Annotated in this window: 16 protein-coding genes; all 16 read left to right on the forward strand. The window is 65.3% G+C overall.

What is annotated here, in order from left to right:
* The first annotated feature begins 3 nt into the window (after positions 1-3).
* The 16 genes from EV193_RS15090 to EV193_RS15160 all read left to right on the forward strand — a co-directional run bounded on the left by EV193_RS15090 (position 4) and on the right by EV193_RS15160 (position 12,774).
* The gene (locus tag EV193_RS15090; RefSeq protein WP_130344729.1) at positions 4-588 is read left to right on the forward strand and encodes a hypothetical protein; all 585 of its coding nucleotides are present in this window, start codon (positions 4-6) and stop codon (positions 586-588) included.
* Positions 589-747: 159 nt separating this feature from the next.
* Positions 748-1,545 carry a hypothetical protein gene (locus tag EV193_RS15095; protein WP_130344730.1) on the forward strand — a complete coding sequence of 266 codons (798 nt, stop codon included), beginning with the start codon at positions 748-750 and terminating at the stop codon, positions 1,543-1,545.
* Positions 1,546-1,554: 9 nt separating this feature from the next.
* A complete protein-coding gene (locus EV193_RS15100; RefSeq protein ID WP_130344731.1) occupies positions 1,555-2,235 on the forward strand; it encodes a recombination directionality factor in 681 nt (226 codons plus the stop codon).
* Positions 2,236-2,430: 195 nt separating this feature from the next.
* The gene (locus EV193_RS15105; RefSeq protein WP_130344732.1) at positions 2,431-2,895 is read left to right on the forward strand and encodes a hypothetical protein; all 465 of its coding nucleotides are present in this window, start codon (positions 2,431-2,433) and stop codon (positions 2,893-2,895) included.
* A gap of 1 nt (position 2,896) precedes the next feature.
* The gene (locus EV193_RS15110; RefSeq protein WP_130344733.1) at positions 2,897-3,376 is read left to right on the forward strand and encodes a hypothetical protein; all 480 of its coding nucleotides are present in this window, start codon (positions 2,897-2,899) and stop codon (positions 3,374-3,376) included.
* Between the two features lie 126 nt (positions 3,377-3,502).
* On the forward strand, positions 3,503-4,114 hold the full coding sequence (locus tag EV193_RS15115) for an RNA ligase family protein (protein ID WP_130344734.1): 612 nt from the start codon (positions 3,503-3,505) through the stop codon (positions 4,112-4,114).
* Between the two features lie 185 nt (positions 4,115-4,299).
* Positions 4,300-4,710 (forward strand): hypothetical protein, encoded by a 411-nt coding sequence (locus EV193_RS15120; protein ID WP_130344735.1) that lies wholly within the window; start codon positions 4,300-4,302, stop codon positions 4,708-4,710.
* 13 nt (positions 4,711-4,723) lie between these two features.
* Positions 4,724-7,138, forward strand: coding sequence for a phage/plasmid primase, P4 family (locus EV193_RS15125; RefSeq protein ID WP_130344736.1), 2,415 nt, complete (start codon positions 4,724-4,726; stop codon positions 7,136-7,138).
* 3 nt (positions 7,139-7,141) lie between these two features.
* On the forward strand, positions 7,142-7,411 hold the full coding sequence (locus tag EV193_RS15130; protein ID WP_130344737.1) for a hypothetical protein: 270 nt from the start codon (positions 7,142-7,144) through the stop codon (positions 7,409-7,411).
* A gap of 79 nt (positions 7,412-7,490) precedes the next feature.
* On the forward strand, positions 7,491-7,634 hold the full coding sequence (locus tag EV193_RS33285) for a hypothetical protein (protein ID WP_165401356.1): 144 nt from the start codon (positions 7,491-7,493) through the stop codon (positions 7,632-7,634).
* An 11-nt stretch (positions 7,635-7,645) separates the two neighbouring features.
* Positions 7,646-9,523 carry a DNA polymerase gene (locus tag EV193_RS15135; protein WP_130344738.1) on the forward strand — a complete coding sequence of 626 codons (1,878 nt, stop codon included), beginning with the start codon at positions 7,646-7,648 and terminating at the stop codon, positions 9,521-9,523.
* Between the two features lie 327 nt (positions 9,524-9,850).
* Complete coding sequence (locus EV193_RS15140) at positions 9,851-10,357, forward strand: HNH endonuclease (protein ID WP_165401357.1); 507 nt, start codon at positions 9,851-9,853, stop codon at positions 10,355-10,357.
* 95 nt (positions 10,358-10,452) lie between these two features.
* Positions 10,453-10,788: an endonuclease VII domain-containing protein gene (locus tag EV193_RS33290; protein WP_165401358.1), complete on the forward strand. Its 336-nt coding sequence runs from the start codon at positions 10,453-10,455 to the stop codon at positions 10,786-10,788.
* Positions 10,785-11,105: a hypothetical protein gene (locus tag EV193_RS15150; RefSeq protein WP_130344741.1), complete on the forward strand. Its 321-nt coding sequence runs from the start codon at positions 10,785-10,787 to the stop codon at positions 11,103-11,105. Before EV193_RS33290 ends, EV193_RS15150 begins: the two co-directional genes overlap by 4 nt.
* Before the next feature lie 275 nt (positions 11,106-11,380).
* Positions 11,381-12,298 (forward strand): sigma-70 RNA polymerase sigma factor region 4 domain-containing protein, encoded by a 918-nt coding sequence (locus tag EV193_RS15155; RefSeq protein ID WP_130344742.1) that lies wholly within the window; start codon positions 11,381-11,383, stop codon positions 12,296-12,298.
* Positions 12,299-12,318: 20 nt separating this feature from the next.
* Positions 12,319-12,774 carry a hypothetical protein gene (locus EV193_RS15160; RefSeq protein ID WP_130344743.1) on the forward strand — a complete coding sequence of 152 codons (456 nt, stop codon included), beginning with the start codon at positions 12,319-12,321 and terminating at the stop codon, positions 12,772-12,774.
* Positions 12,775-12,807: the final 33 nt, after the last annotated feature.

Consider the following 12,807-nt stretch of genomic DNA (forward strand, 5'->3'; position numbering starts at 1 on the left):
CCGATGGCCGCGTTTGACGTGGAGTTGGACGCTCAACAACGCGAACACGTCGAGCGGGCAGTTTTGGCGGTTCGTGCAGCGTCGAGCGCCCGCACGGAGGAGGCGAACCTTACCGCCGCGCACGCGATCCACGATCTACGCGGATGCTTCCAGGACCGCGACGGCCGCCCGGACTACGCCGGAACGTCGAGCCGGTATCGGGGAGCAGCGGCGGAGGTTTACGAGCGCGCGGCTCGCGGGGACCGCAAGGAGGCCCAGCGGGTGAACCGCGCCGTCCAATACCACATGGCAACGGTACGACAGGAGCGAATGACGCCGGAGGAGATCGCGGCGTACGGCCTCGCGCCGAAGACCCGCGCAGCGCAGCGCCGCGAGCAGCGGCACAGCCTGGCCAGCCCCACGGACGGCCCAGGCGTGGCACGTGCGGCGGAAAACCTCCGCGAGGTGGCGGAGGCCATCGCTGCGTCCACCTGTGGGCGGCTTCCGGGGCTGGTCCCCACCGTCCGCGATGACGCAATCGACCACCTTCGCGGGGCAGAGCGCGCGATTCAGCGCATCGTAGAGAACATCACGCAGCGCCGCCGCTGATCCTTCTTCGCGCTTAGCCGCCCCGATCCCTCGCGGGTCGGGGCGGCTTTCTTTTTTGCCTAGAATCTAATGTGACGCCGATCACATTAGTTCCGGAAGTGTGACCCACCCCCCTTGTACGTGATGCAAGCCAACTACATCACGAAAGGAGGGGTGCGCGTGGCAGGACTAACCACGATGAAGCGCGGCGGAAGCCGGTTCTATGTCGACAAGGAAACGCGGGAGAAAGTGCCCGGTGTGACGTCGGTCATCGATATGGTTCCGAAAGATTTCCTGAAATATTGGGTCGCCAAAATCACGGCGGAGCAGGCCGTCGAGAACCTCGGCGCGGTCGTCACGCTCGCGATGAGGGACCCGAGCGCGGCCGTCGACATGCTCAAGCGGACGCATTTGCGGACGACCGGCGAAGCGGCCGACATCGGCACTGAGGCGCATAACATTTTCGAGCGCCTCGCGAAGGGCGAAAAGGTCGGCCGGCTTCACCCAGACATGGAGCTGTTCGCGAACGGCGTACGCGAATTCCTTGACCGGTATCAGCCGGAGTTTCTCCACATCGAGGACACCGTGTGGTCGGACACGCACCGGTACGCCGGATCGTTCGACGCTATCGCCAAAGTCGACGGCGAGGTGCTCATGGTCGACGCCAAGACCACACGGTCGGGCGTACACGCGGAGGTTGCCTTGCAGCTCTCCGCGTACATGAACGCCGACCGGATCGTCACCCCGGACGGCGACGACGTTCCGTTGCCGCCATTCGACGGCGCTGCCGTGTTTCATTTCCGCCCGGACGGCTGGCAATTCGTCCCCATCCGTGCGGACGCGGCGGTGTTTCAAAAGTTCCTCTCGCTCCGAGAGGTCTTCGACTGGGTACACACGGACTCCGATTCCGTCATTGGCAAGCCGGACTACAGCACGTTTACGACGACCGGCTCCGAGCGCCGCGCGTCCAAGAAGTGAGGACACCAAATGGCACTGAGGGTTTTCGAGACTGACCCGGACGCCAAGCCGAAGCCGCGCGACTCCTACGACTACGCCGGCCGATTCCGTAGCGGAATGCTGGTCGGTCGCCAGCCGAAGGCACTTTCCGAGTGGCGCGTCACCACGGATGACCCGGACGTCGCGGACAAAATCGCCGCAATGTTTGGTGGCGAGCCGGCGGAGTGGGACACGGAGAAGTCGGACAACATCCAGGTAATGACCGACACGAAGAAGCTTGACGTTATCGTTGACGGCCCCTCCGCGCTCCGTTCGCGGATGGCGCAGTACGGAACCGGCGGGCCGATTCACGTGTGTGACGGCGTGCAGTTCATCTCCGGGCACCCGGAGGACGAGGAGATCGGCGACGATTGCGGTTGCCCGCGCTCCCTGGAGGACCGCAAAGCGAAGGCGAAGAAGCAGATCGGCCCTAAGCCAGATATTCGCCTCGTCTTTCGCCTCGCGGATGACCCGGACCTGGGTGTGTTCATGTTCACCACTGGTTCGTGGTCGCTCGTGAAGATTCTGGATGAGGTCGAGTCGGCGCTTGCCGAGATCGGCGGCCCCGCGCGGGTCACGCTGGAGCTGGCCTTCGAGGAATATGACACGAAGGCAGGTCGCCACGTCGAATACACGTGGCCGAAGATCACCGTTACCGGCGCCGCTGAGTAATCGCGCGCCATTCTGAGGGGCGCCCGGATTAGGTAGCGCGGACAGCAGCCACGATGGGGCTTGCTCTTGCCGCTGATCCGGGCGCTCCTCTCTTTTCGTTTCGAGAGGAGAGCGGAAATGCCCCGAAAGAAGACGTATCGAATTGAGGGTGCTTCTACAGAGCGCCCGTGGGTCCTCCCGTCTGGGTTGACCGTCGTGGAAGAGGAAGGCGACTTCGAGGCCGCGATCGATTCCCGCGTGGGCTCGCCGGGACACACCGCGAAGCTGAGCGAGGGCTATCACGACACCCTGTGCATCAAGTTGGCGAGTCCGTATCCGGACAGAAACCGGATGCATTTCAATCGCCGTGCCGTCCGCGAATTGCGGGACGCGCTGACTGAATACCTCGGTGCCGACGAGCCGGAGACGTACCAGGGCCGCGTTTTCGAGGGGCGGGATTTTCTCGGCACGTGCCACTGGTTCGAGGTTCAGCGCGGCCGGTTCGCGAAGGCACGGGTAACGCGGCTTGCAGACAAAGCCGTCACATGGGCCAGCGTGCTCCGCTTCGCCCGTGTGCAGAACAGCGGCACCTACGCGCACAGTGCGCTGCTTCGCCACGTCGTCAACGACGTCACCGACCAGTTCCCCTGCGGCCCGACCTATTCCGTAGAGGAGAACTGATATGGCAACGCGCACCGTTTACACGATTTCCGGCGAGTCGACGGAGAAGCCCGAAAATCTCCCCGCCGGCTTCACCGTGGAGGAGCGAGCGGCGCGGCCGTTCGAGAAGTCCATCTCCGTGGACGACGACCCGGACCCGGACATCTTTATTCGAGTCTCAGACGGGGGATATGGCGATCTCCCGTTTCGTATCGAGATCGACAACTACAACGACACCAGCGTCTACTTCTCCCGCGCTGCCGCTCGCGAGTTGTGTGCCGCGCTCGGCGAGCTGCTCGGAGACGACGCCGATGACGGCACCCCGAATCGCGTCCTCGTGGACGGCGACGGCGGCACCTGGTTTGAAGTAGTCCCGGACCTGTTCGTTTACAACACCACATATGTCGGGGCCAAGGAGGCACACACGTGGGGCGACGGGCGCTCTTATCAGGCCGTGGAGGACAGTTTCGGGGTCGCCTCGGAGCTCCGCCGTGGCCAGTAAATCGCGCAACGAACAGAAGAAAGACGTCCGCTCCGACCGTGAGGCAATGGACGCGCGACAGGACTCCGCGTTAATGGCGGCCCTCCGCGCGGAGCAGAAGCGGATTCAGGCGGAGGAAGACAGCTAATGGAGTTCAGGGAATGGCCGAAGACCCCGCGTCTCTATAAAGACATGATCGTCACGGAGAAAATCGACGGTACGAACGCGTGCGTGGTCGTTAGTGAGCACGCGTTTGGCACTCACATCGGCGGCCCGCCTCCGGGTACAGCACTCGTGGTCGGCCCCGACAAGATGAACGCGGGCGGCCCGGTCGTGGAATACCTCGTCGGCGCCCAATCGAGGAAGCGGCGCATCACGCCTGAGGACGACAACTTCGGCTTTGCCCGGTGGGTGCGCGACCACGCGCCCGAGCTGGCGCGCACGCTGGATGCGGGCTACCACTACGGCGAGTGGTGGGGGTCGGGAATCCAGCGCGGGTACGACTTGCCGAAGGGGGAGAAGCGCTTCGCGCTGTTCAACGTGTCGCGCTACGCGGACGTGGACACGGCTGCCGTTCCCGGGCTCGGGCTCGTTCCTGTGCTGGTAACCGGGCCGTTCAGCACCCGCATTGTCTCGGAGTGCGTAGCAGACCTCCAGGTTTTGGGCTCCTTCGCCGCGCCCGGGTATCCGCGCCCTGAGGGCGTCATCGTTTACCACACGGCGGCGAGTCAGGTGTTCAAAGCCTTCTGTGAGTACTGAGGAATGGCGCGACACAGATTCAGCTACGAAAACGCATACGCCCCGGGGGACATTCGTGCCCTCGGGGCGGGCGACGTGATTGTACTTACGGAGTCCGTTCGTGAGCGCGCCAACTGGGAGAGCATCGTTTGTGCTCTCCCTATCGCGGCGGCTCGCGGGGCTTCGGTCATTTGGGAGGAGAGCACATGACAACGACTTCGAAACTCATTGTGATAGACGTGCCGGAGGCCGTGGCGCTGGTGCGGGACGCGGTTAAGGCGCGTGGTGCGGGCTACGTGTATTCGCCTGTGCCCCTGCCCGGGTACAAGGATATTCCCGGCTGGACTCCGTGCACCTACGCGAACGGCGACGAGCCCGGATGCATTGTCGGGACCGGACTCTACGAGCGTTACGGCGTGGGCGTGGAGGAATTGCAGGAGTTGGACCAGGACCTAGACGACACGGAGGTTATCTCTCTCGAGTTCCCCGCGCGGTTCGACGTGTCCGACGAGGCGCGAGAGGTGCTCGCCGTGGCTCAGGGACACCAGGACAACGGCAAGCCGTGGGGCTACGCGCTGACCGAGGCAGAGCAGGCAGCGACTCAGTACGACGTGTAAGGGAGGGGACAGCGTGCAAATCGATGCGCTACTCCGACGGCTGGACCCGTCCGGCACGATCGAGGAGGACACCGGAGGCGTGCTCGTGCGCTGCCCCGCCCACCCAGACGGGCGCCCCTCGCTGCTTGTAGGACTGAGCAGCGAGGGCACCGCGTCCCTGTACTGCCGCGCGGGCTGCTCGACGGCGGATGTCTTGCAGGCGGCAGAGATGGAGATGGCGGACTTGTTCCGCGTGGCCGGCGAGCCGACCGTTACGAAGATCGAGTACGAGCCCCTTGGCGGCGCCCCGCTGGCCGCGCTCGCGTCCTATGTGGACTGGGCTGCGTCCCGCTTCACCGGGTCGCCGGCTGAGAAGTACGCAGCCCGACGCTTTGGCGTGACTCCCGATCTCGCGGAGGCGTTCAAGCTCGGCTACGACGACGGAGCGAGCGAGCTGTTCAGCCGCGACTACCGGAGCGAGTCCTACCGCGCACACCCGCGCCTCGTGGTGCCCTTCCTTGACTGGCAAGGGAACCCGCGTGGACTGCAGGGGCGCGACATCGGTGGACGCTGCCCGGTCCGGTGGGCCGGACTCCAGAACCCGCGCGGAGCGGACGGGAAGCCCGTCATGCGCTGGGACACAACGGGAGTCGTGCGCGCGGACACGGCCTACGACACGGTACTCGTGACCGAGGGGCCTGGAGACGCGCTCGCGACGGCCTCCGCCGGCTACACGGCAACATTCGTTCGCGGCGCGGGCGTGGCTCGCGCGGAGCGGACGGCACAGGAAATCGCGGCCGGGGCCTCCGGGGCTGCTGTCGTTCTGGCCGGCGACAACGACCGCTCGGGCCGACAGTTCAACGATGCCCTTGGCGAAAGCCTTACGGCGCACGAGATTCAGCCCCGCACTCTCGTGTTTCCCTTGGCGCACAAGGACATCTGCAAATGGCGCGATGCCAGCGGTGACGCCTTCGCCCGCAAGCTGCACACGGCCGTGTCGGACGCTCCACAGTGGACATCGGCACCCGCGCGACGCGACGGGGAGGGGGTGCGGCTTCCCATGGACGGTACCGACATTGAGAACGCGCGGTATGCGCTCCGGGTGGTCGGCCCCGACACCGCGCACGTCGAGGGGGTTGGGTTCCTCACATGGACCGGCACGCACTGGCGGCCCATGTCCCGTTCGCGTGAGAACGCCATCGGGCACCGCGTCGCGGACGCCATGCGTGCGGAGCTGGACGAGATGCCGAAGGGCGATCCGAAGGGGAGCGGTGAGGAGCGCGAGCAGGCGCGCGATCACGTGGAAGCGACGAAGCGAGTTCGGCGAATGCACATGGACTCCGGCATTCAGGCCGCGCTCACGCACTTGAAGACCATCACCGGGCGAGACGTCGAGGAGTTCGACGCGGCGCCCCATCTCCTCGCGTTCCGAAACGGCGTCGTAGACCTTCGCACGGGCGAGCTGCTCGATCACGACCGCGAGCACATGTTGACGCGGTTAGTGGACCTCGAATACGACCCAGAGGCACCGGCCCCGCGCTGGGAGCAATTCCTTGCAGAGGTGTTCCCTGGGGACCCGGAGATGCCGGAGATGCCGGCGTTCATTCGCCGACTCATCGGGTATGGAATCACCGGGGAGACGCGAGAGCATGTCTTCGCGCTCCTGTACGGGCACGGCGCCAACGGCAAGTCAGTTCTCGTGAACACCCTGGCGTATGCGTTCTCCGGGATTACGACGCACATGTCGCAGGCCGCCATTGCCCTCGCGCGGAGCTACGACGCGGCGGCACCTAACCCCGCACTGGCGGCGCTTCGCGGGGCACGGCTCGCGGTGCTGTCGGAATTGAGCGATGGCCTTCGACTGAATGAGGCGCTGCTCAAGCAGGTCACGGCCGGCGACCCGGTTGTGGCGCGCGAGCTGTACAAGGGGCAATTCACGTTCCACCCAACGGCGCTACTCATCATGGCCACGAACTACAAGCCGGATGTTCGCGGACAGGATGACGGCTTCTGGCGGCGAACCAGACTAATCCCGTTCACGCGGGAGTTCACCGTTGAGGATCGGGACGCCACATTGCCGGAGCGTCTCCGCGAGGAGATTCCCGGCATCATCGCGTGGGCCGTTCGCGGCGCCGTCGAGTGGTACCGGGACGGACTCCAGGAGCCGGCGTCCGTGAGCATGGCTGTGGAGGAGTACCGCCGCTCTGCGGACGTGCTCGAAGGGTTCCTCCCGGGCGTCCTCGTGCGCGACCCGGCGGGACAAATCAAGCTCAAAGACGCGTTTGACTTGTTCCTGGATTGGCGCGTTGACGAACACGTAGAGCCGGTTCTTCGCTGGGGGAAGCAGCGTTTCCGCCAGCAACTGGAATCGCGCAAGGTTGCATACAACCCTCGTGGAACGGGCGGCGTCGGATGGTTGATAGGCGTCCGCGCGGCGGAGAAGGGATGACGAATGTACGACCCGGTTAAGGTCCTGGTGGACGCGGCTGCCGAAGGAATGGCGCGAGTATCCGTTCCCCTTCTTGATTCGCAAGGAAACGTCGAGCGCGAATTCACGGCGGTGGACTTCGGACATGAGGCCCGCGCCGTCGCTTCCGCCGTCTTGAGTGTGTTGGTTACTAAGCACTTCCCGGGCGACGAAGGCGACACCTCGGACTGGCACTACGCCTGCGAGGCGCTGACAGAGGACGTGCTTGACGCGCATAGGGAACTGTCTGCTTGATCTAGCCACTCTCGAATAGCCCTCACCACGCAGCCCGCATGGTGGGGGCCTTTTCGCATGCCCGAAAGGAAGTGCGGCAATGGATATCTCTCCGCTCGCGGCGACCGCCATGCAGCTAAACGAGCTGTACGCGGAGTTCGTCCGCGCTGGGTTCACGCCCGAACAAGCAATGCAGATGGTTTGCACCGTGCTCGCGGCGAACGTCACCAGCGGCGACGCCTGAGAGGAGCGTTAATGCGCGAGCACACATACCGGATCGACGGTGCGCCCGTCGCCATTCGCGTGATCGAGCGGACGGAGGACCTAGACGCATTCCGCGTGTGGCTGAACGCGCACGGCGACGAGCGGCTCGGATTCGACACGGAATCGACAGGGTTGGATTTTTACGCGCCGTCGTTTCGCCTGCGCACGGCGCAATTCGGGGACGCGCGTAGCGGCTGGGTTCTGCCGGTCGATTCGGAGGGTGGCGTTCCCGGTGCGCTGGAGGCTACGGCCGGCGTGCTCCGCCGGCATCCGTGTCTCGTGATCCACAACGCGCCGTTTGACGCGCTCGTTGTGGACGCGCACGTTCCCGGCGTCGAGCTGACGGACCTCTGGCCCCGCGTGGTGGACACCAAGGTTCGCGCGCATCTGATCGACCCGCGCGGACCGCAAGACCCCGGCGGCGTCGGGCAAAGCCTGGACGCGCTGACCCGGCGGCACCTCGACGCGGAGGTTGCCCGCGAAGTGAAGGGGAGCATGGTCGCTCTCGCTCGGGAGATCGGGACCACGAAGGAAAAGGTGTGGCGCGAGGTCGATCTTTACCACCCGACGTACACGCTCTACGCCGGCATGGACCCGATCCTCGCGACACGCCTCTTCGACGCGCAGGCCGATCTACTCGACGCCCGCGCACACCACCTGGAGGAATTCGAGAGCGCAGTCGGTCTCGTGTGTGCGCGGATGCGCCGCGTCGGGATGCCGCTCGATGTCGAGTACACGGAGCAGCTCTCCGGCGAACTGGCGGAGGAGTCGGAGAAGTGGGCGATAGTCGCCCGCCGGTACGGCATCACGTCCGTCAACGCGCCCAAGCAAATCGCGAGTGCGCTCGTAGAGATGGGAGAGGAGCTTACCGAGACAACGGACTCCGGCGGGTTGAAGGTTGACAAGGAAGTCCTTATGCCGCTGGCCGACCTCAACCGTAAATGGGAACTAGTCGGCGCCCGGGAGCCTAATCCGCTCGCGGAGGCCGTGTTGCGCAGCAAGCGGGCCGGTAAGTGGCGGACATCATACGCGGAAGCCATGCTCGCGATTCGCGACGCAGACGACCGCGTACATCCGGATATTGCAAGCTTGCAAGCGCGGACGGCGCGCATGTCGATTAGTAAGCCGCCGCTGCAACAGCTCCCGTCGTCGGACGCCACCATCCGGCGGGCGCTGCTCGCGGAACCGGGGCACGTGATCGGCGCCGTGGACTACGCGGCCGTGGAAATGCGCGTGCTAGCGGCACTCGCAGACGAGACGGTCATGATCGACGCGATTCGCGAAGGGCGGGACCTGCACGGCTACACGGCGGAGCTGATCTACGGACCGGACTACACCGACTGGCATCGGAAAATTTGTAAAGGGGTTGGTTTCGGGAAGGTCTACGGCGGCGGGGCAACCACACTGTCTCGGCAAACGGGCGCCCCAATCGAGCAAGTGCGCGAGGCAATCGAGGCGTACGACAAGAACTATCGCGGCGTTAAGCGCTACTCGCGCCGGCTACAGCAGCGCGCCGAATTCGGTCGGCGCGAGGTAGTGACTCCCGCCGGACGCCGGCTCCCGCTGGACCGTGACCGGCTCTACGCGGCCACGAACTACATGGTTCAGAGCACGTCGCGCGACGTCCTTGCCGAAGCGCTCCTCCGCCTGGATGAGAAGGGCCTAACGGAATTCCTCCGACTCCCCGTACACGACGAGGTTGTTTTCTCCGCGCCGGAGAAGGACGCGGACGAGATCGGGCGCGAGATCGCGCGGACAATGCGCGTTGACAGCTTCTTCGGGGTGCCGCTGGACACCGAACTGACCATCGGCGGGCGATCGTGGGGAACGCTTTACATCAATGGAGAGCACAGAAAGGTGGAGCTGTGAGCGTGCCGTATCGGATGCCTCCCAGAGAGCCGGTCATCGAGGACGCGAAGTGGATCGCAGCCATAGCGCCGCGCAATCCGTTCCCGATCCGGCGCGGAACGGCTCGCCGGCTCGGGCTGCGGGAACCGGATCGTTCCGGGTGAGCGCGGACCCGACGGAAGAGCTTCTCCGCGCGATGCTGGCTAGCACGAAATGGCCGCGCCTGTGAAGTGCTCCTACTGCCCGTCCACGGCCGGCGTCCGCACGTACACCACGCAGTGGCCGCGACAGGAGCGTATGTGCCGAGGGTGCGCATCGACGTACTTCCGCGCGGCGCGGAAGCGGGCCGTGGAGACGCTCTCTGAGGAGTACGGCGACGCCTCCGACGCCGCGCTCTGGGCTCAGTGCCACATCATCGCGTGGTGGCTGTCCGAGCCTGATCCGGACGTCCGCGCGGTGGGCGCGGTGCTGCTCGTCCAGGCGACCCGGTACCACCGGGAGTTCGGCGACCGGGCATGGCGGGTGTTCCCGAGTGCCCGCGATCGCGGACGTCAGCGCGGCCACGCGACGCGGAGCGCGGCGTACGAGACCGTGCACGTGCCGTACGACGTGCCGTGGCTTCGTCGGCTGTACGGAGACCGGTGCCTGTATTGCGGTGTCGCGTCGGAGCACATCGACCACGTTCAGCCGCTCGCGCTTGGCGGGGCGGACGCACCGTGGAACGTCGCGCCCGCGTGTAAGAGCTGCAATCTCAGCAAGGGCAAGAAGGCCCTGGCCGCGTGGCTCCCGGGCCGGCTGCTCAGCGTCCACGCGGAGCGGGCTCGCGCTCAGTGGGCGGAGTGGACGGCGGCGTAAGGCAGTGTCGATCGTGTGGTCTGACGAAGCCGGTCTATTGCTTCCACAAGCGCGGTGACGGCCGCCGGATCGATTGTGCGGAGTGCACACGAGCGGTGTCCCGAGAGCGTTATCACCGCACGCTCGCTGATCAGCGGGACCGTCGCTATCGCTCGCGCTATGGGATCAGCAGCGAACAAGTAGACCTACTCCGCTATGAGCAGGGCTATTGCTGTGCCATTTGTGGGCGCGCGGAATCGGACCTCACTCAGGGCCTCGTGGTCGACCACTGCCACATCACCGACACCGTTCGCGCGCTGCTGTGCACGACGTGCAACGCCGGCATCGGACAGTTTCAGGACTCGCCCGACCTATTGCGAGCTGCCGTTGCCTATCTCGCGCGGGCCGACGAATTGATAGCCACCTACGAGTCCGAGAGGGACTACGAATGACGGAACAGAACTTCGACGGGTCAAGGGGCGACCTGGTGTGGATGCAAGAAAACATCGCTCTCGCGGTTCGGTGGGCGGAGATCATCGAGTCCATGGAATCAACCCCGCCTCAAGTGTCCGGCCCACTGGTGAAGGGGGTGCGTCGCCCTGTCGAAGACCTCGTGGTGTGGCGCGACGAGAGCGGCTACGCCCGCGCCGTGGCGGAGGCGCGGGCGAGCGTCCGACAGGCTGCACGGCACTTGCACCGCGCGATGCTGGCAGCGGCCGAAGCTGAGGCCGCCTACGGCAACTGTGGCGATCGTCACAGCGTGAGCTAGGCGTCATCCCCCGTTTGGGGGAGTGTAACCCGCCGGTGACAACCCTCCGCCACGGAACTCTTGGCCCGTACTCCGATCGGCCTACTGTTAATGGCTTTCACTGTTTTGCTGGGCATCTAGGGCGACTCGCCCGCCTACGGGTAAGTAGGTTTCTCTGTTTCCAGGTCTGGCCTGGTGTTACATGCCAGGTCGGACCGGGTAAGCGCATGTTTGCGTGTGAGTCGCTCTAGGTCTAGCTTCGCTCTTGTCTCCCCCACAACGTCCGAGGTGAACAAATGACGGACAGTCCTACCCAACTTGCGACTACCCTCCGTGCGCAGCGCAGCCCGAACGCGCCTGCCTCGCATGCCCTCCCCGGGCACCTCGCGCGATTGGCCGGGAACACCCTCGCGCAGGCCGCGCTCGCGGACCTGCGAACCACAGATGTACTGGTCAAGGACGCCACAGACGGCGACCGAGGCGCAGAGCTGCCGCTCTACGTCCGTGTCGCAGGTGAAATCGACCAAGCCGCCGGGGCTTGCGCGTCGGCCGCATCTGTGCTTGGGCGCGACGACCTCCATCAGGAGGGTGTGGCGCGCTTGCTGGAGGACGTTCGGGCGGGCGTGATCGGCACCACGTACGGCGGGCAGGTCGGTCCGTACATCGGGCGCACGCTGTCCCGCCACATGCGTCACCTCGCGGACTCGATCCGGGCGGGCGCTGTCACCGCGAATGACCGCGAAAAGCGGCGCGTCCGTTCCGCGCTCCGGGCGACGATTACCGAGGACGGGGAATACAACCCCATTGCGGCGTACGGATACCTCCGCGCGAAGCACGCCGACGACCCGCGCCAGCGAATGGAATTCTCAACGTTCATGTCCATTCTTTCGGCGCTGACATCCGTCACTGTCCAGTGGTCCTCACCTGTGAACGGTGATTCGACACTCACCTATGCGGACGTCGTTGCTGATCCCCACGACGCATTCGAGGAAGTTGAGCGCCACGAATTGGCGCATCAAATCTGGGACGCGGCACCGCTTACCCGTGTGGAGCGCGACGTAATGGCACTCCGCACCGGATTGGCCGGCGAGCGCCTCCGCGAAAACGAAATCGCGGACCGGCTCGGTATGACGGATCGAGGTGTTCGCGCCGTTCGCGCGCGGGCAGAGAAGAAACTGGGGGCCACGGCCGAAAAGCTCGACATCACGGACTGACGAAGGCGGGGAACCACCACATGTACACATTCGAGTGCAATCACACCGAGGGAGACCGCGTTTCCCTGAGCACGTTCGGCGACGCCGTTCTGATCGTGATCACCGAGCACGGCCGCGACGACGGTTACCCGGACTCGGCCGAGGCCACCTTCACGCCTGCCGAGGCGCGGGAGCTGGCGCTGCACGCGGCCGAGAGCGCCTCGTCCGAGCGTCCCGTAGCGGGGTGGATCGGTGATGCCTATTGGCTCTCCGACACCGAGAGTGACGCCCTTCTGAGCATCCCGGTAACCGGACGCGCAAGCCGGGGCGTGAGAGTCGCTAGCGAAGACCTGTTGGGTCTGGCTGTTGCGCTGGTGCGCCTCTCCGAGGCCGCCGACAGCTACGCCCCGGCGTCGAAAACCCTTACGCCAGCGGCGATTGCGTTCGCGGCGCTGCTGGGGATTTTGCTCGGGAGAGTCTCTTGCTCCTACGCTTGACTGATAGCGACTCGCGGTCTAGGGTCAGTCTAA

It is taken from the genome of Herbihabitans rhizosphaerae (genome assembly GCF_004216555.1).
Taxonomy (GTDB): Bacteria; Actinomycetota; Actinomycetes; order Mycobacteriales; family Pseudonocardiaceae; genus Herbihabitans; species Herbihabitans rhizosphaerae.

Bases quoted from the DNA above. Each gene is read 5' to 3' on its own strand.
- EV193_RS15090 (WP_130344729.1), top strand. From the start codon at position 4: ATGGCCGCGTTTGACGTGGAGTTGGACGCTCAACAACGCGAACACGTC.
- EV193_RS15100 (WP_130344731.1), top strand. From the start codon at position 1,555: ATGGCACTGAGGGTTTTCGAGACTGACCCGGACGCCAAGCCGAAGCCG.
- EV193_RS15110 (WP_130344733.1), top strand. From the start codon at position 2,897: ATGGCAACGCGCACCGTTTACACGATTTCCGGCGAGTCGACGGAGAAG.
- EV193_RS15115 (WP_130344734.1), top strand. From the start codon at position 3,503: ATGGAGTTCAGGGAATGGCCGAAGACCCCGCGTCTCTATAAAGACATG.
- EV193_RS15120 (WP_130344735.1), top strand. From the start codon at position 4,300: ATGACAACGACTTCGAAACTCATTGTGATAGACGTGCCGGAGGCCGTG.
- EV193_RS15130 (WP_130344737.1), top strand. From the start codon at position 7,142: ATGTACGACCCGGTTAAGGTCCTGGTGGACGCGGCTGCCGAAGGAATG.
- EV193_RS33285 (WP_165401356.1), top strand. From the start codon at position 7,491: ATGGATATCTCTCCGCTCGCGGCGACCGCCATGCAGCTAAACGAGCTG.
- EV193_RS15135 (WP_130344738.1), top strand. From the start codon at position 7,646: ATGCGCGAGCACACATACCGGATCGACGGTGCGCCCGTCGCCATTCGC.
- EV193_RS15150 (WP_130344741.1), top strand. From the start codon at position 10,785: ATGACGGAACAGAACTTCGACGGGTCAAGGGGCGACCTGGTGTGGATG.
- EV193_RS15155 (WP_130344742.1), top strand. From the start codon at position 11,381: ATGACGGACAGTCCTACCCAACTTGCGACTACCCTCCGTGCGCAGCGC.
- EV193_RS15160 (WP_130344743.1), top strand. From the start codon at position 12,319: ATGTACACATTCGAGTGCAATCACACCGAGGGAGACCGCGTTTCCCTG.